This is a genomic window from Prescottella sp. GW823-FHT02E09 (genome assembly GCF_058797375.1).
Genome location: NZ_JBXAJP010000001.1, coordinates 755,508 through 769,763, shown reverse-complemented (window position 1 = coordinate 769,763; position 14,256 = coordinate 755,508). Strand labels below are relative to the sequence as shown.

Here is a 14,256-nt window from a genome sequence, read left to right as displayed (position 1 = left end):
ACGGGGCGTTCGCCACTTCTTCCCGACGAGGGCCCTTCGTCGAACCCTCGGGGGAGGGTGGTCGTCGGTGCACCGGTGCGGCACTCTCCCTCGCCGGTGCGCCGACGGCCGGATACTTCGGCGCTGCACCGATCCTCGTCGTGATCCCGATTGCCGGGGGCGAAGTTCCCACAGGCCGACCGATCCCACTAGACTGCTGCCCGCACGCCCCTATAGCTCAGTTGGTAGAGCTACGGACTTTTAATCCGCAGGTCGTAGGTTCGAGCCCTACTGGGGGCACCGCTCGAGTCGCCCTCGTCCACCGCACCGGTGGGCGGGGGCGTTTCGTCGTTCAAGGGGCCGCCCCACATCAGCCAGTCGCGGTCGACGCCGAAGGCCAGTGAGATCTTCTTGACCTTGACGTCCAGGCCGCGGGGGCTCTTGCCGTCCTCGATGCTCTGGATCTGCGACGCCGGAATCCCGCACTTGGCGCCGAATTCGCGCTGCGACATGCCGAGCTCTGCGCGCACGAGCTTCATGCGGTTGGCGAGCGAATCGGCCGGTCGCCACGAACTGTTCAGTGCAGTGGTCATGCAACGAATGATTACACATGCTTGGTCGCATTCGCAAACATTTTGGCAGTCTGACCTGGTGCGGATGTAATGCGTTCTATATGACATCTTTGACATTCAACAGCTTGCATTGCAAGCTTTCGGTCATGGCCACAGCTACCCGACACCTCATCGAGGTTCAGCTCAAGGGGAAGACGCTCCGGGGCCTGGTTGTCAGCGCACGCCGTTCCGGTCGTAGCTGGCAGGCGATCGCGGATGAGGTCCGAGACCTCACGGGCGTGATCGTCAGCCGCGAGACCCTCCGGAGCTGGTTCCGCGACATACCGCAGCCCCCAGCACTCGCTTCCTGATCCCACGAAAAAGCCCGCCCGGTGCTGGAACACCGAGCGGGCACTGATCCCCACGAAAGGAAATCTGATGTCGGATTCTACGACACGACCACCGTCGGACCCAGGCCTCGTCGCGCAGATCCGCGAGATCGTGCGCGAGGAGATGATTCAGGTACTAGCCGGCGGCCTTGGCCTTCAATGCAATCACCTCACGTTCGAGGTTGGCGATGGCGTTGAGGAGGCCATCGAGCGGCGCTCGGTAGGCGGCCTGCAAGTCGCCGCTCACGGCCGCAGCGTCCGCTACCTCCCGGGCGGCCTCGATGGCACGCTTGGTGATCGGCAGGTCGTCCGCGATCACTCCTTCGAACGTCAATCCACTCACGAATCTTCTCCCTGTTCGGATGGTGTGGGAACCCCGAGCGTAGGAGACGGGTGCGACTCGGCGGCGCATGTCGCCGCCGAGTCCGACACCACGGGCGGTGCGCGATGAGTGAGCTGAACCTGTTCGATGCCGAACAGTCCCCGTTCGACCAGATTCGGCAGGTTAGGACGGACGGTACCGAATTCTGGTCTGCTCGGGACCTCATGCCGTTGCTTGGCTACGACCGATGGGATCGCGTCCCCGAGGTCGTCGACCGCGCGAAGGCGTCGGCGATTGCCAGCGGACATGCTGCCTCCGGACTTTTCCGAGCCTCCTCGGAAAAGTCCGGAGGCCGCCCGCGTGAGAACTACGAGTTGGCGCGATTTGCTTGCTACTTGGTGGCGATGAACGGCGATCCGCGCAAGCCTGAGGTTGCCGCCGCGCAGGCATATTTCGCTATCCGCACCCGCCAAGCGGAGGTGGCGCCGGTTCGTCGTGAGCTGACCGAGGACGAGATCGTCCATCGCGCTCTCGCGATCACAACGCGCAAGGTTGAAGCCCTGACCGCGACGGTCGCCGAGCTCGAACCCGCTGCGGCAGCGTGGGAGTCGCTCGCAGACGCCGACGGCGACTACTCGCTCCGCGAGGCCGCGCAGATCCTCAGCTGCGACCCGGCGATCAACACCGGGCAGAACCGCCTCGCGAAGTCACTCCGCGAGTTGGGGCTGCTCGACCGTCGCGGCGAGCCGTACCAGTCCCACATCCAGCATGTCCGCCGCCGGCCGACTGCATACACGCATCCGCACTCCGGCGAACCGAAACTCTCGTCGCAGCTGCGGATCACCGTCTCTGGGTTGTGCTACCTGCACGGGAAGCTCGGCGGCACCCGGCCGCTGCGCCTCGACGTCGAGACCGGATCGGCGGTGGCGCTGGCATGACCGACCATCACGCCGACAGCGTCCTCGACACGACTCTCGAGCACGTACCGCCATCCGGCCGCGCGCGTGCCCTGATCGACCATCACTCGGCGATCGCCGAGCAGTTCGTGAACCAGTTCAAGGGAGAACAGCCGTGACTGATGCAACCGACGTCCTCCGTGCACGGGAGACGCTCCGAGAATTGTTGGCGCGCATGCTTTCCGCTGGGCTGATCGATCAGGCCGTCGCTGCCGAGCTCCTGAGCGTCGACGCTGCGCAGGCCGCGGCGTCGCCCGTCGGACCGCGGAACCTCCCCGCAAGATCGGCGCTCGTCGAGTACCTCCCTGACGGGCAGTTCCGCCTCGTCCGCACCGGGAAGGTATGGGCCGTCGAGGAACTTATCATCGGCGACGAGTGGGAGCAGCAGGGCGGACACCACCAGTGCAAACGGGACGCACTCGTCTACATCGATCGCGTGAAGAACCCGCAGCACTTCACCGTCCGCCACGGCGTCGCGGCCACCGTCGGAACGCCGGGCGTTGACTTCACAGTCCGCCCGGGACTGGCCGGGACCATTCGACTGATCGCTCGCACCGACGCAACGAGCTTCCGTGCCACCCTCACGCCAGCGGCCGCCGCTGATCTCGCCGCCGAACTCACCGGCGCCATCCTCTAACACCACCCACCGACACATCACGCGAGTCCCCTCGGGCCATCGCGCGGTCAACTGCACCCTTTGGAGCCCAACCATGTTCGGTTTCACCCGCCAGACCCCGGCCACACCGGTCGATGTCATCGACACCACGAACGCCCGGCCCGACGAGATCGCGGCCGAGCTCGCCGCGGACCGCGACGCCGCGATCCTCGCGACCGCCGACGACGGCCGCGCCGGAATCGACCGCGCACAGCGGTACCGCCGCGAGGCGTGGCTCGCCGCGATCGTCCTCGGCATCGCGCTCGGCGGCATCGCGTGGGCCGGCGTTACCGAAGCGATCACCCTGCCCCTGCTCGGACTCGCCGCATGACCGCGCCGGCTGAGCCTCGGTTACCGACGACGCCGGCGTCGTTGTGGAAGGCGTGCACCCTCCACGAGTTCCGGCGTCACGCAGGGAAGCGCGTCGTCTACCTCAGCGTCGCGACCGGCAAACCGGCCGAGACCGGGATCGTCTCGCACGTCGACGACCGCTGGGTGTACGTCCACTACTCCGGCAGCCAAGGCCCACTGGCCACCCACCCCGACAACCTGCGCCTGACCGGCGAACGCCGATGAGCGACAGCGGCATCGACGACATCGAGCGCGACCTGCTCGCCGAGACCCGCCTGCGCAGTGCCCACGCGCTGCTGATCGAACAGCGCCGCGCGAACGCCCACGCGATCGCCGCCGGCGCCCCCGTCATCGACTTCGAGGAGACCACCTGTGACTGAACTGCAGACCCGCAAACCCACCGGACGCCCACCCTTCCCGCTGATCCTGCTCGAGGGCCCGTCGAAGACCGGCAAGACGTACGCTGCGGCCGAGCTGACCGCGAGCGAGCGTGTCGGCCGCGCGTTCTGGCTCGACCTCGGCGAAGGGGCGGCCGACGAGTACGGCGCGATCGAGGGCGCCGACTTCGAGATCGTCGTGCACAACGGCTCGTGGCCGTCGATCTTCGCCGCCGTCGAGCAGGTGCACGCCGTCGCCGCGCGGGCCGCAGCAGCCGGGGAGCCGCCGGTGATGCTCGTGTTCGACTCGATGACCACCGAGTGGGAAATGATCAAGGACTGGGTCAACCGCCGCGCGCGGCAGACGAAGGCCGCGCAGAAGATCCTGCAGGACGACCCGGACGCCGACATCAAGGCCGGCAACCTGTGGAACGACGGCGCCGACCGGCACGGCCAGCTGATGCGGCTGCTCAAGACGTTCCCGGGCATCGCGGTCGTGACGGCCATCGGCACCGAGACCGTCGCGCTCGACAAGGACGGCCGCCCGATCCCCGGTGAGCGGGACTACAAGATCGAGGCCCACAAGACCCTGACCCGCGACGTCAGCGCGTGGGTGCGGTACTCGCACGACACCGGACCGCGCGTGGTCGGCGTCCGCTCGCCCCGCGCCGGATACCGGCCCGGCGTCGATCGCCTCGAGATGCGCCCCGAGTTCACCCTCGAATGGCTCGTGTTCGATCTGCTCGGCTGCGGATCCGACACGACCGCCCGTGATCTCGTCGCGCCGATCTCGCTCGTCGACCTCGAGGGCTTCGCGCTCGCCGCGGACTCGGCCGAGTGGGTGAACGAGACCTGGGCGATGGCGAAGGACGCTGCGATGCTCGACGTCGCGCTGCCCGGCGGCCGCACCGCGCGGGAACTGCTCACCGAGGCGGCAGGCCGAATCAAGGCAGCCAGCGGGCAGCCCGCCGCGCGAGGCGGTGCCCAGTGAGCATCACCATCGCGACCAAGTCGCTCATCGAGCTCCTGACCGACCTCGTGCTCACCGCGACCGACATCCGGGGCGTGCACCTGCGCACCACCCGCGGCCACCTCGGTGAGGACCCCGAGGAGACGACACTCCTCGTCGGCACGTCGACGAACGGCGCGGTCCTCGGGCACACCTGGACCCGCTGCGCGGGCGAACTGCCCCCGATGGTGTGGCCGACGATGAACTGCAAGGTCATCATCGGCGCGCTCAAATCGCTCGCGAAGGGCGACAAGGGACACGCGGTCGACGTCGTCCTCGACGACAAGACCGTCACCGTCATGGAGACCGCGACGCTGTTCGACGACGGCGACCGGTTCGAGTTCCAGGTCTCCGATATCGAGGGGTACCCGCTCGCGCGCATCCACCGCATCCTCGCGGGCGATCCGCTCCCGATCCCGCGCAACGACGGCGGGGACGACCTGCCCGACACCGCTCGAACCACCTGGGCACCGAGCCATCTGGCGACTCTGCTCAAGATCGCCACCCGACGGGACAAGACACTGCACCTGTTCCGCCGGCACTCGAACCAGATCCACCTCGCGCAGATCGGCGACGAGTGGGTCGGGGCGATCGCACCGGTGTCCGGGTGGGACCACGACGACCCGGACCGCCCGAACACCGACCTCTACCTGGAGGACCCTGACCGGCTGGACGGCGCGTGGCTGCTCCGGTACGGCGGGGGCGCGTTCATCGGCTCGACAGACTTCCCCGACGAACCGGCCGATCCACAGCCCGAGGGGGCGGCGCCGGAGGTCGTGCAGCCCGCGCTCGACGACCCGGGCCCCGACGATGCGGCCGACGCGCCGGCGGCCGCCGAGGACGACCAGCTCGACGTCGAGAAGCTCGTCGCCGCGGGCGAGGACGACCTGCTGCGCGACGCCGCGCAGATGGTCCTCGCCACCAAGTTCGGGTCGGCATCGATGCTGCAGCGGCGCCTGCGGATCGGGTTCGCGAAGGCGACCAGGCTCCTCGACGAGCTCAGCACGCTCGGGATCGTCTCGGCGGCCGACGGATCGAAGGCCCGCGAGGTCCTCGTCGACGACGCCGGCATGCACGCCGCACTCGAGCAGAGGGGCGACCGGGGCACGCCGTGACCGGTCAGCGGCAATCAGCAGGGCAAGAGGGAACGGAGGTGCTGCCGGTATGGCATGGCAGCTGGTCAAGGAAGTGCTCGACGGTGCACCGCCGTCCCTCAAGGCCCCCGAGCGTCTCGTGCTCGTCGCAATCGCCGAGTGGTGCGACGTCGAGACGCGCACGTGCTGGCGACTGAACGAGGAACTGCGACTGCGAGTCAACATGACCGCATCCGGGCTGCGCGCCGCGTTCGCGCGCCTCGCCGCCGTCGGAGCAGACCCACGCGTTCCGATCGCGTTCGCCGCGGACGGCTCGCCCGTCTACGCGTACAAGGGCCGCACGACCACGTTCCGACTGCCGTACATGACCGCCATCGACGGACACGAAGGCGACACCACAGCAACGCCTTCCGAAGGTGACACCACAGCGTCACCTTCCGCACGCGAAGGCGGCACCACAGCAGCGCCTTTGAATGATCCACAGCCTGTTAGCGATTCATCCACAGGCGACACCGCAGTGGCGGCTCTGGCGGACGCAAAGGCGACACCACAGCGCACAAAGGCGACACCACAGCGCACCAAAGGCGACACCACAGTGGCGCCCAGTCCTTCCAAAACCAAAAGAAACCAATTCTTTCCGCGCGAGCAGGCATCGAGTTATCCACAACTTCGCGCCATCAACTAGGAGAACCACCCCATGGCTGGCGACACCGTCATCACGATCATCGGCAATCTCACCGCCGATCCCGAGCTCCGATTCACCCCCGCCGGCGCGGCCGTCGCGAACTTCACCGTCGCATCGACACCGCGCATCTTCGACCGGCAGAGCAACCAGTGGAAGGACGGCGACGCGCTGTTCCTGCGCTGCAACATCTGGCGCGAGGCCGCCGAGAACGTCGCCGAGACCCTCACCCGCGGGTTGCGCGTCATCGTCTCGGGCCGACTCACACAACGAAGCTACGAAACCCGCGAAGGCGAAAAGCGCACGGTCGTCGAACTCCAAGTCGACGAGATCGGCCCCTCGCTCCGCTACGCGACCGCGAAGGTCAACAAGGTCTCCCGGTCCGGCAACGGCTCCGGAGGGGGCTACGCGGGCAACCAGGACCGCGAACGGCCCCCGGCAGACGACCCGTGGGGCCACGCCTCACAGGCAGGCAGCTACGACGACGAACCGCCGTTCTGAGGCAGGAGATGACCATCATGCAATCCACTACCGACACCGTCGTCCTCGGCATCGACCCCGGCGGACGCTCGACGGGCCTGTGCCTGATCACCGGCCGCGACGTCGTCGAACACCAGGTCGTCGTCAACGCCGCCGAGAAGATGCTGCCCATCGAGCTGGCCTACGTGCACGAGGTCCTCGGCGCCATGGCCACCATCACCGCGGACCTTCCCCGCCATGGCCACGGCGTCACGATCGCCGTCGAGGACGTCGTCCGGCCGAGCTGGCACATGAAGGGCCGCGCAGCCGCCGACCCGTCCGCTCTGCTCGCCACCGCGCAGATCCTCGGCGCAGTCCTCGCCTTCGACCCATGCATGCGCACCGCGCTCGTCCGCCCACGCGGCAACGGGTCCCGCGCGCTCGGCGAGTACCCACCCGAGCTGGTCTCGCCCGCCGAACGACGCAAGGACGGATGGCAGATACGGATCGGCGGCGGGCAGTTACGGCACGCCCGATCCGCCTACGACGTCGCCCTCGCCGGACAGGAGGCAATCCACGCATGAGCGCCGAACTACCCGAGCCGTCCCGGTGCCGCTCGTGCCGCGCTGAGATCCACTGGGGCAAAACCCCGGCCGGAAAACACCTGCCCGTCGACACCACACCCGCGAAATCCGGAACTGTCGCGCTCGACGTCCACGGCGGAGTCCTCTACGCCGGCGTCCTCGTCGGCGCGCAGCTCGCCGCGGTCCGCCGATCCACCCGCCCCCTCTACGAACCGCACTGGGTCAATTGCCCCGACGCGAAGGCATGGAGAAACCGATGAGAGACACCCCGCTCCGCTCGTACGCCGAACTGTTCCCGGTCCGCACCGTTGTCATTGCCCGCACGCTCCTCGACGGACAGAAGTTCCTCCGCGACCGCAAGGCCCCGGTCGAGAACCCGCTGATCGTCACCCACCCCGGCCAGCTCGATGGCGGCGTCCGGATCCGCAAAGACCTCGTCCTGTGCACGCCGACCGCGCACAGCAACCCGCGATTCCAGGAGATCGCCGCCCGCCTGCGGGCCGTGATCCGCGGCGCCCTCGCGATCGCCAACGCCCGCGCCAACAACAAGATCGGAGACCAGGCATGATCACCGTGCTCACCTGCCGAGGCATCGGCGAACCCCTGCAGGGCAACATGTGCTCGGCGGTGACCCGCAGCCTCGACCCGACGCGCTTCCGCGTGATCGAGGTCCCGTGGACCGCGTCATACGGCCCGGTGCCGCTGCCGCTCGGGCCCGCGTTCGACGACTCGCTACGCACCGGCCGCGAGCTCCTGCTGCGCATGATCGACGAGGACCCGAATCCAGTGCTGCTGCTCGGCTACTCGGGCGGCGCCGCGCTCGCCGGCAACGTGGCCGCCGAGGTCGCACGAGGGGACCACCCGCGGCTTGAGGTCGTCGGCTGCGGGCTGATCTCGGATCCGTTCATGCCGCAGTACGCGTCGCCAACCCGCGGAGCGTGGGGGATTGCCGGGTACCGCCACGTCGCCCTGTCCGTCCCGACGCTGTGGGCCGCGGACCCTGCCGACGCGATCTGCTGCTGCCCGGTGAACTCCCCGCTCCGCACGCTCGCCGACCAGACCCGCGCGTTCAGCCTCTCGAACCTGCTCGGCTGGGGCATCGACCTCGTCGGCCGGCTGAAACGGCAGGAGTGGCAGCAGGTCGCGATCGACTGGCGGAACCGCGACGAGGTCCACGCGATCTACCGACAGGCCGCGCATGACCTCGACGGCTACCTGCGCCGCGGCGACCATACGAGCTACGCACTCCGCGAGATGCGTCCGGTTGGCGTGACCTACACCGATTGGATCGCGGACCAGATCAACACTCTCGGAGGGAGACTCGGATGACCGACATCAAGGGCTACTGCCCAATGGGCTGCGGCCAGACCCTGATCGCGTTCGCGCACGAGGGCGGCCGGATCGAGTGCTCGAACGTCGACTGCCCGAGTCCCTACGCTGTCGACCGGATCCTCTCGGACCCCACGCCCGATCACATCGTCACCTTGACGACCGACGACTGCACGATCCTCCACCCGCTCCGTGAACGCCTCGACGGCGAACTCACCCGCTGCAGCCTCCACCAGAGACTCACCGCGATGAACCAGGCACCCATGCCACCGGGCACCTACCGCATCGCCGACGCCGACGGCGCCTGGACGTGGACGGCGGTCCCCGAGCCATGAGTGAGAAGTCAAGCCTGATCGTCGTCCACGTCCAGTGCGGCCGGTGCTGGCGGCCGCTGCCGAGCGTCGACGCTGAGTGTGACTGCCTTCGTTTCGTGTTCATCAACCCTCGTCATCCGCGCAACGCGGACCGATACCGGGAAGGGCGGTGACCAGCCGTGAGCTACTCCGCGACGCCGACCATCAGCGCCCCGACGACTGCGACGATCGCGAACCCGGCCGCGAACACCATCGCGCCCGGACCAAACATCCACACCAGGAACAGCAGTGCGACGAGCGTGCCCGCGGCCCCCAACGCAATCAACACGATGCCAAGCACCAGCACGAGATCACTATTCATGGACTTCCCCCTAGAACGTCCCGCCCCCGAAAACGATCTTGGTCCGACCATAACCCGAGGTGGTAGCTGATGGGACGCACTTACCTCGTCACACTGTTGCCCGACTGCGTGCTCCCTGGGTGCCGGCAGCCCGTCGCGACGGTCGGTGAACCGTGCGACGGGTGCCGGGCCGCGTTCGGCGACATGCTGCAGTCTGCCGACAGCGCGCCACTCATCGCCTACGCGATCGCGGCCCGCGACCGAGCCGTCGAAGGCGCCTACGAGCGCAGGGGGTTCGCATGACCCTCAACGCCCAACAGCGCGCGTTTCTGTTCTGCGCCAGCCCGTTCTGGATCGTGCCCGCCCTCGCACGATCTGGCGCCGGCGTCGACCGACTCCTCCCGAACGGCGACAGCAGCCACGGCGGACCGATCGAGCCGAGCTGGGCAGCGGAGGCGAACGGATGGATGCCCACTGGCGAGGGGCCGTCTCGTCGCTTCCACATCTGGAACAGCAACGGCCCGCGCCTCGAGCTCAAAGCCAAGGCGTTCGGCGACGTCCTGGTCACCGTCACAAGGCAGCAGCTCCGCGCCTATGCACGAAGTCTCCCGTACCCCGTCGTCGCGGATCTCCGCGCGCTCGACGAACCGAGAGGGCCCCGCACCGACGACATCGACCGGGTGCTCGAGTCTGCCCTCAACCTCACCCGCCCTGGACACCGACCCAAGGAGCTGACCCTGTGGTGACCGAACCAGACCAGATGAAGCTGGACCGCTCGGAGATCAGCCTGCTCGTCGACCGACTCGACAAGATCGTCGAGTGGGTGGCCGCCGAGCTCGAGAACGCGATCACCTGCCAGACCGCGTTCACGAACAAGACCATCACCCGCGTCGGCAAGGACGAAGAGGTGCCCCTCGCGTTCAACGAACGCGCATCCGACTGCGGGCACCAGCTGCTCGGCACACTGCGATCGTGGACGAACTACGTTGCGACCGAGCGTCATCTACAGTGGCCCGGCGACGGCCGCGCCCCGCACTTCGCCCGCTGGCTGTCCCGACACGTCTACGACGTCGCCCGCACCGACGACGCTCACGAGGCCTACACGGAGATCCTCGACAGCTACAACTGGGCCGTCGCCGTCGTCGACCGGCCGGCCGAGAAACCGCCCCGGCAGATCGATGAAGCGAGGTGGGAAGAGGCCCGCCGCCTCAACCTGAACGCCCGATCGTGCGTTCAGATGGCGCACACCATGGGCGGCGAGTATGCCGACCTCACTCAACGTCGCGTGAAGTACCTCGCCGACGAGAAGGTCATTACGCCGGTGTGGATTGCGAAGGCAGGCAGAAGGTCCGAGCGCGTGTTTCTGTTCGGCGATGTCCTCGACGCGCACCTGAAACATCCAAAGGGCGCGTGACCTGCGACGGCCGATCCCCGTGTTAAGCTGACGCCGCAAGGCGCGAGAGGTGAAACCATCCCCTCGCGCCTTCGGCGTTAGAACCGCCTGTCAAAGCTTCTGGATCTTCTGCGAGACAAACAATTCGACCAGCGCGGCGGCCACAGTCACCGCAGTCTCGGCCTCTGCCTGTGTGACAGGTGGCGGCGGTGGAATAACGCCACCATGGCGGTCGTGCTGCCCCGTCCACAGCATCTGCATCATCCCGATCACCACTTCTGACGTCGGGTGGTCTCCATGCTCACGCGTGTTCGGCAACTTCCACCGGCCCGACTGGCGCATCGACGAGATCACCTTGCCGAGGGTTGCATTCGAATCAAGCGGGAGCACGACAGGAATCGAAGCGTCCTCGACGGCCTTCACTGCGAGGCTGTAGGCCTGAGACGGGTCTGGCTGAACCCCATACGCTGATTGGAAAGCCTCAGCGAGCCGCGCCCCCGGATGGCCGCTCACAGCGATAGTCCGTTCGATTGCCTCTGCAGCTCCTTCTGTCATCCGAAGAGCCAGTGCATTCTTGCCGTTTCGTTTGCTCGTTCCCCAAGCGGAGCCTGACTGAAGGAGAATCTGCTCCAGTGTCTGCACGTCGGCGGCAGTAGCTCTCGATGCGAGCAAGAAGTCGACGAGGACCCATTCTCGCCCAGCGTTCTCGAAGTACGTCAAGATGTTCATCGCCGCGATGTCTGCGAGGTTGTGCGCGGTGAGTTGCACCCGCAGTACCCGTTCGATCTGACGGAGGACCTCTGGGTGGGTGTAGCCGTCGAAACCGATGCGCTTCGCGATCCACTCAGTCAGCGAGGGACGCAACCACGGCGTCACCTTCTTGTGGAGCACCGAATAGGGAGCGTCGGTGTCGCCCGCGTCCAGTGGGAGCCATATGTCCGTCATGACGATTGATTATCTACACCGCACGCGAGCTGCGAGGCCCGGCACGCGGTGTCTCAACTTCCGGGACAGGACGACGGCTGCGGCAGCTTGGAGCGCCCGGATGGCCGGAGGTTGATCCCGGCCCCAAGGTGCAGCCGCACGGCGCCCGGGGGACACGCGCCCGCCGACACTTCTGCCGTCGGCGGGCGCACAGACTTCCGGACGGGTCCTTGGAGTTTGCAGGGGTGGCCCGATAGTCAGTGCTGTCAAGGAGCGCGGTTGGCGATCTGACACTGCAATTGGGTGGACGGACATACACCGCGGACCTGGCTATGGGAACATGCACGGATGGCAAAGATCCAGGTTGTTGCAGGTGACCGTCTTCTCGAAGGCTACGTAAAGACGCCGGCGGTGGGAATCTGCGAGCTGATTTGGAACGCGTTCGACGAGGACGCCACGCACGTCAGCGTATCCGTCGAGAACGACGAGATGGGCGCACTCGCATGTGTCCTCGTTGCGGACAACGGCCGGGGCATGGACGGCACGACCATCAATCGGGCCTTTGCCCGCGTGGGAGACAGTTGGAAGGCAGCTACCGGAACGAAATCCGATGGCGGACGGCCGGTCCATGGCCGGTATGGACGAGGACGTTACTCCGCGTTCTCCATCGGGGATCGAGTTACCTGGGAGAGCACGACGGTGTCATCCGGCGGGCAGTATTGCACTGTAGTGGCTACCGGAACCAGGTCAGATCTGAAGACGTTCGATATCGACACCACGGCTGTTCCACCAGGATTTCGGCAGGGAACAATCGTCAAATCTGAAGTGATTTCGAAGGCTGCACAAAAGGCGTTCGACGACCCAGAGTCCTTGCGTACTCGACTTACAACAGAATTTGCGCTTCATATCGAACGATTCCCGGATTTCAAGATTGAACTACTCGGCATTGAAGTTGATCCGAGCAAAGTGATAATTTCTAAGGATCGACTCGCGGTCGACTTGCCTGATGGCATAGCGGGTGAAGCTCATCTAACTGTGATTGAATGGGACATCCCGGCGGTTGATCGTCGAATCTACCTATGTAATTCCGACGGTTCGGTGCTTGACGAAGTATATGCCAGGGTGCAGGCGCCGGGGTTGCAGTTTAGTGCATACCTGGAGTGGGATGGATTCTCCGAGCGAGAGCTAACTTTGGAGAGTGACGTTCCGGACGAAGATGCGCCAGACGCGGAACGCGTCATTCGGGCAGCGCGCACGAAACTGCGCGAACAGCTTTCCGTACTGGCGCGCAGGCGCGAAGCCGAGACGCTGAAGCGTTGGCAATCCGAGGGCATCTACCCGTACTCCTCGAATGGTTCCGAATCTGAGGAATGCGCTCTTGACCCAGTTCAAGTCGCCACACAGGAGGCCTTCAAGCAGGTGGCGCTCGCTGCATCCCGGACGATAGATGAGTCGAAGTCAAGGCAGACGAAGGCGCTGGCGCTAGCACTATTGAAAGAAACTTTTGAGACCGACCCTGATCGGCTGTTCCCACTCCTGAAGCAGCTCACAAACCTGCCGAGTGCGAGAATTGATGAGCTTCAGAATGTGCTCGATCGCACTTCTCTAGCGCATCTAATTCAGTCCGGCCACAAGATTGGCACCAGAATTGACTTTCTAAATGGTCTTAATGCAATTCTGTTCGAGCGTCAGACACGGAAGCGACTCCAGGAGCGGCGGCAGCTCCATAGGATCCTTGCTCATGAGACTTGGATATTTGGCGAAGAGTGGTCGACAACGGGTGATGATGTATCGCTTGGTAAAGTCCTTAGGCAGTATCAGAAATTCCTTTCATCGGACGAGGCCGGTGTTGAGGTTGCCGACTCGTCGTCCCCGGTCGTCGAGCCTCTGCGCGAAGATGGTTCCATCGCGATTCCTGACCTTGTATTGGGCAGGAAAATGCGGGTGAGTGAGAATCGATCAAATTTTCTCGTTGTCGAATTGAAGCGTCCCAGTCATAAGTTGAAAGACGAGGACGTGGCCCAGCTGCGTAGCTATGCGAGCGCGATATACAAAGATGAGCGTTTTGCTCGCGAAGGTGTCGAATGGCGCTTCGTTCTAGTCGGCAACTCTATATCAGATGTCGTCGATGACCAGCGTCGTCAATCGACCTTTCCCTTCGGGTGTGTGCAGATGAATCCCTACAAGATCGAGGTGCGTACCTGGTCGGAGATCATCGCTGACGCACGCTTCCGTATGAACTTCGTCCAAGACTCGCTGAAGTACCAATCGAATCAGGAAGAGGGGTTGAGGCATTTGCGTCAGGCATATGACTCGTACCTGCCTGAAATGGAGGACGATCCGACAATCGACTCCTGAGTCGCTTGACCGCGGAGTCTGCGCGCGAAGGGGGCATTTTGTCATTAACAACGACCACCGAGCGGGGACTCGGCTGGGCACATCAGAAGGGGCGCGCCACACTATTCCGCGTCCACATCGATGGTAGCTCGTGCTGGTGGTGCGACAAGCCAATGTATCGCGATCGGACACAGAACTGGGATTACAACCC

The 14,256-nt window shown here is 65.5% G+C and carries 23 protein-coding genes, 1 tRNA gene and 1 pseudogene; 21 read left to right on the top strand and 4 right to left on the bottom strand.

Translation table 11 applies throughout. The annotated features are described in order from the left end of the window. The first annotated feature begins 206 nt into the window (after positions 1 to 206). A tRNA-Lys gene (locus AC1RIF_RS03820) sits at positions 207 to 279 on the top strand. Positions 280 to 362: 83 nt separating this feature from the next. On the opposite strand, the pseudogene AC1RIF_RS03815 reads toward AC1RIF_RS03820, so the two are convergent. Then, a pseudogene (locus tag AC1RIF_RS03815) lies at positions 363 to 518 on the bottom strand (helix-turn-helix domain-containing protein); the annotation flags it as partial. Between the two features lie 179 nt (positions 519 to 697). Between AC1RIF_RS03815 and AC1RIF_RS03810 the strand changes: the two are divergent. Next, positions 698 to 901 carry a hypothetical protein gene (locus AC1RIF_RS03810; protein WP_492600019.1) on the top strand — a complete coding sequence of 68 codons (204 nt, stop codon included), beginning with the start codon at positions 698 to 700 and terminating at the stop codon, positions 899 to 901. A gap of 154 nt (positions 902 to 1,055) precedes the next feature. On the opposite strand, the gene AC1RIF_RS03805 is transcribed toward AC1RIF_RS03810, so the two are convergent. Next, positions 1,056 to 1,262 (bottom strand): hypothetical protein, encoded by a 207-nt coding sequence (locus tag AC1RIF_RS03805; RefSeq protein ID WP_492600018.1) that lies wholly within the window; start codon positions 1,260 to 1,262, stop codon positions 1,056 to 1,058. Positions 1,263 to 1,366: 104 nt separating this feature from the next. On the opposite strand from AC1RIF_RS03805, the gene AC1RIF_RS03800 reads away from it, so the two are divergent. From AC1RIF_RS03800 to AC1RIF_RS03730, 15 genes are all read left to right on the top strand, one after another. After that, positions 1,367 to 2,179 carry a phage antirepressor KilAC domain-containing protein gene (locus tag AC1RIF_RS03800; protein ID WP_492600017.1) on the top strand — a complete coding sequence of 271 codons (813 nt, stop codon included), beginning with the start codon at positions 1,367 to 1,369 and terminating at the stop codon, positions 2,177 to 2,179. Beyond that, complete coding sequence (locus tag AC1RIF_RS03795; RefSeq protein WP_492600016.1) at positions 2,176 to 2,316, top strand: hypothetical protein; 141 nt, start codon at positions 2,176 to 2,178, stop codon at positions 2,314 to 2,316. The genes AC1RIF_RS03800 and AC1RIF_RS03795 overlap by 4 nt, the downstream gene beginning before the upstream one ends. Further along, complete coding sequence (locus AC1RIF_RS03790; RefSeq protein ID WP_492600015.1) at positions 2,313 to 2,834, top strand: hypothetical protein; 522 nt, start codon at positions 2,313 to 2,315, stop codon at positions 2,832 to 2,834. The genes AC1RIF_RS03795 and AC1RIF_RS03790 overlap by 4 nt, the downstream gene beginning before the upstream one ends. 73 nt (positions 2,835 to 2,907) lie before the next feature. Next, positions 2,908 to 3,183 (top strand): hypothetical protein, encoded by a 276-nt coding sequence (locus tag AC1RIF_RS03785; RefSeq protein ID WP_492600014.1) that lies wholly within the window; start codon positions 2,908 to 2,910, stop codon positions 3,181 to 3,183. Then, the gene (locus AC1RIF_RS03780) at positions 3,180 to 3,428 is read left to right on the top strand and encodes a hypothetical protein (protein WP_492600013.1); all 249 of its coding nucleotides are present in this window, start codon (positions 3,180 to 3,182) and stop codon (positions 3,426 to 3,428) included. The genes AC1RIF_RS03785 and AC1RIF_RS03780 overlap by 4 nt, the downstream gene beginning before the upstream one ends. After that, positions 3,425 to 3,583: a hypothetical protein gene (locus tag AC1RIF_RS03775; protein WP_005513060.1), complete on the top strand. Its 159-nt coding sequence runs from the start codon at positions 3,425 to 3,427 to the stop codon at positions 3,581 to 3,583. The genes AC1RIF_RS03780 and AC1RIF_RS03775 overlap by 4 nt, the downstream gene beginning before the upstream one ends. Continuing rightward, a complete protein-coding gene (locus tag AC1RIF_RS03770) occupies positions 3,576 to 4,571 on the top strand; it encodes an AAA family ATPase (RefSeq protein WP_492600012.1) in 996 nt (331 codons plus the stop codon). The genes AC1RIF_RS03775 and AC1RIF_RS03770 overlap by 8 nt, the downstream gene beginning before the upstream one ends. After that, positions 4,568 to 5,704 carry a DNA translocase FtsK gene (locus tag AC1RIF_RS03765; RefSeq protein WP_492600011.1) on the top strand — a complete coding sequence of 379 codons (1,137 nt, stop codon included), beginning with the start codon at positions 4,568 to 4,570 and terminating at the stop codon, positions 5,702 to 5,704. The genes AC1RIF_RS03770 and AC1RIF_RS03765 overlap by 4 nt, the downstream gene beginning before the upstream one ends. A gap of 49 nt (positions 5,705 to 5,753) precedes the next feature. Continuing rightward, entirely contained in the window at positions 5,754 to 6,368 is a 615-nt protein-coding gene (locus AC1RIF_RS03760; protein ID WP_492600010.1) for a hypothetical protein, read from the top strand. Positions 6,369 to 6,380: 12 nt separating this feature from the next. Continuing rightward, positions 6,381 to 6,866, top strand: a complete 486-nt coding sequence (locus AC1RIF_RS03755; protein WP_492600009.1) for a single-stranded DNA-binding protein — start codon at positions 6,381 to 6,383, stop codon at positions 6,864 to 6,866. Positions 6,867 to 6,883: 17 nt separating this feature from the next. Next, complete coding sequence (locus AC1RIF_RS03750) at positions 6,884 to 7,408, top strand: hypothetical protein (protein WP_492600008.1); 525 nt, start codon at positions 6,884 to 6,886, stop codon at positions 7,406 to 7,408. Continuing rightward, complete coding sequence (locus AC1RIF_RS03745) at positions 7,405 to 7,668, top strand: hypothetical protein (protein WP_492600007.1); 264 nt, start codon at positions 7,405 to 7,407, stop codon at positions 7,666 to 7,668. Before AC1RIF_RS03750 ends, AC1RIF_RS03745 begins: the two co-directional genes overlap by 4 nt. Further along, positions 7,665 to 7,976, top strand: a complete 312-nt coding sequence (locus AC1RIF_RS03740; protein WP_492600006.1) for a hypothetical protein — start codon at positions 7,665 to 7,667, stop codon at positions 7,974 to 7,976. Before AC1RIF_RS03745 ends, AC1RIF_RS03740 begins: the two co-directional genes overlap by 4 nt. Then, positions 7,973 to 8,737 (top strand): hypothetical protein, encoded by a 765-nt coding sequence (locus AC1RIF_RS03735; RefSeq protein ID WP_492600005.1) that lies wholly within the window; start codon positions 7,973 to 7,975, stop codon positions 8,735 to 8,737. Before AC1RIF_RS03740 ends, AC1RIF_RS03735 begins: the two co-directional genes overlap by 4 nt. Next, positions 8,734 to 9,072 carry a DUF6085 family protein gene (locus AC1RIF_RS03730; protein WP_492600004.1) on the top strand — a complete coding sequence of 113 codons (339 nt, stop codon included), beginning with the start codon at positions 8,734 to 8,736 and terminating at the stop codon, positions 9,070 to 9,072. Before AC1RIF_RS03735 ends, AC1RIF_RS03730 begins: the two co-directional genes overlap by 4 nt. A 163-nt stretch (positions 9,073 to 9,235) precedes the next feature. On the opposite strand, the gene AC1RIF_RS03725 is transcribed toward AC1RIF_RS03730, so the two are convergent. Continuing rightward, a complete protein-coding gene (locus AC1RIF_RS03725; RefSeq protein ID WP_492600003.1) occupies positions 9,236 to 9,412 on the bottom strand; it encodes a hypothetical protein in 177 nt (58 codons plus the stop codon). A gap of 69 nt (positions 9,413 to 9,481) precedes the next feature. Between AC1RIF_RS03725 and AC1RIF_RS03720 the strand changes: the two genes are divergently transcribed. Genes AC1RIF_RS03720 through AC1RIF_RS03710 form a run of 3 tightly spaced genes read left to right on the top strand, consistent with a single transcriptional unit; the run spans position 9,482 to position 10,805 of the window. Further along, on the top strand, positions 9,482 to 9,694 hold the full coding sequence (locus AC1RIF_RS03720; protein WP_492600002.1) for a hypothetical protein: 213 nt from the start codon (positions 9,482 to 9,484) through the stop codon (positions 9,692 to 9,694). Then, the gene (locus AC1RIF_RS03715) at positions 9,691 to 10,137 is read left to right on the top strand and encodes a hypothetical protein (RefSeq protein ID WP_492600001.1); all 447 of its coding nucleotides are present in this window, start codon (positions 9,691 to 9,693) and stop codon (positions 10,135 to 10,137) included. The genes AC1RIF_RS03720 and AC1RIF_RS03715 overlap by 4 nt, the downstream gene beginning before the upstream one ends. Continuing rightward, positions 10,134 to 10,805 (top strand): hypothetical protein, encoded by a 672-nt coding sequence (locus AC1RIF_RS03710; protein WP_492600000.1) that lies wholly within the window; start codon positions 10,134 to 10,136, stop codon positions 10,803 to 10,805. Before AC1RIF_RS03715 ends, AC1RIF_RS03710 begins: the two co-directional genes overlap by 4 nt. A gap of 90 nt (positions 10,806 to 10,895) precedes the next feature. On the opposite strand, the gene AC1RIF_RS03705 is transcribed toward AC1RIF_RS03710, so the two are convergent. Further along, a complete protein-coding gene (locus tag AC1RIF_RS03705) occupies positions 10,896 to 11,729 on the bottom strand; it encodes a hypothetical protein (protein ID WP_492599999.1) in 834 nt (277 codons plus the stop codon). Between the two features lie 327 nt (positions 11,730 to 12,056). Between AC1RIF_RS03705 and AC1RIF_RS03700 the strand changes: the two genes are divergently transcribed. After that, positions 12,057 to 14,066, top strand: a complete 2,010-nt coding sequence (locus AC1RIF_RS03700) for an ATP-binding protein (protein ID WP_492599998.1) — start codon at positions 12,057 to 12,059, stop codon at positions 14,064 to 14,066. Positions 14,067 to 14,256: the final 190 nt, after the last annotated feature.

Bases quoted from the DNA above. Each gene is read 5' to 3' on its own strand.
- AC1RIF_RS03760 (WP_492600010.1), top strand. From the start codon at position 5,754: ATGGCATGGCAGCTGGTCAAGGAAGTGCTCGACGGTGCACCGCCGTCC.
- AC1RIF_RS03705 (WP_492599999.1), bottom strand. From the start codon at position 11,729: ATGACGGACATATGGCTCCCACTGGACGCGGGCGACACCGACGCTCCC.
- AC1RIF_RS03780 (WP_492600013.1), top strand. From the start codon at position 3,180: ATGACCGCGCCGGCTGAGCCTCGGTTACCGACGACGCCGGCGTCGTTG.
- AC1RIF_RS03730 (WP_492600004.1), top strand. From the start codon at position 8,734: ATGACCGACATCAAGGGCTACTGCCCAATGGGCTGCGGCCAGACCCTG.
- AC1RIF_RS03720 (WP_492600002.1), top strand. From the start codon at position 9,482: ATGGGACGCACTTACCTCGTCACACTGTTGCCCGACTGCGTGCTCCCT.
- AC1RIF_RS03785 (WP_492600014.1), top strand. From the start codon at position 2,908: ATGTTCGGTTTCACCCGCCAGACCCCGGCCACACCGGTCGATGTCATC.
- AC1RIF_RS03740 (WP_492600006.1), top strand. From the start codon at position 7,665: ATGAGAGACACCCCGCTCCGCTCGTACGCCGAACTGTTCCCGGTCCGC.
- AC1RIF_RS03735 (WP_492600005.1), top strand. From the start codon at position 7,973: ATGATCACCGTGCTCACCTGCCGAGGCATCGGCGAACCCCTGCAGGGC.
- AC1RIF_RS03745 (WP_492600007.1), top strand. From the start codon at position 7,405: ATGAGCGCCGAACTACCCGAGCCGTCCCGGTGCCGCTCGTGCCGCGCT.
- AC1RIF_RS03775 (WP_005513060.1), top strand. From the start codon at position 3,425: ATGAGCGACAGCGGCATCGACGACATCGAGCGCGACCTGCTCGCCGAG.
- AC1RIF_RS03755 (WP_492600009.1), top strand. From the start codon at position 6,381: ATGGCTGGCGACACCGTCATCACGATCATCGGCAATCTCACCGCCGAT.
- AC1RIF_RS03700 (WP_492599998.1), top strand. From the start codon at position 12,057: ATGGCAAAGATCCAGGTTGTTGCAGGTGACCGTCTTCTCGAAGGCTAC.
- AC1RIF_RS03725 (WP_492600003.1), bottom strand. From the start codon at position 9,412: ATGAATAGTGATCTCGTGCTGGTGCTTGGCATCGTGTTGATTGCGTTG.
- AC1RIF_RS03795 (WP_492600016.1), top strand. From the start codon at position 2,176: ATGACCGACCATCACGCCGACAGCGTCCTCGACACGACTCTCGAGCAC.
- AC1RIF_RS03810 (WP_492600019.1), top strand. From the start codon at position 698: ATGGCCACAGCTACCCGACACCTCATCGAGGTTCAGCTCAAGGGGAAG.
- AC1RIF_RS03715 (WP_492600001.1), top strand. From the start codon at position 9,691: ATGACCCTCAACGCCCAACAGCGCGCGTTTCTGTTCTGCGCCAGCCCG.
- AC1RIF_RS03750 (WP_492600008.1), top strand. From the start codon at position 6,884: ATGCAATCCACTACCGACACCGTCGTCCTCGGCATCGACCCCGGCGGA.
- AC1RIF_RS03800 (WP_492600017.1), top strand. From the start codon at position 1,367: ATGAGTGAGCTGAACCTGTTCGATGCCGAACAGTCCCCGTTCGACCAG.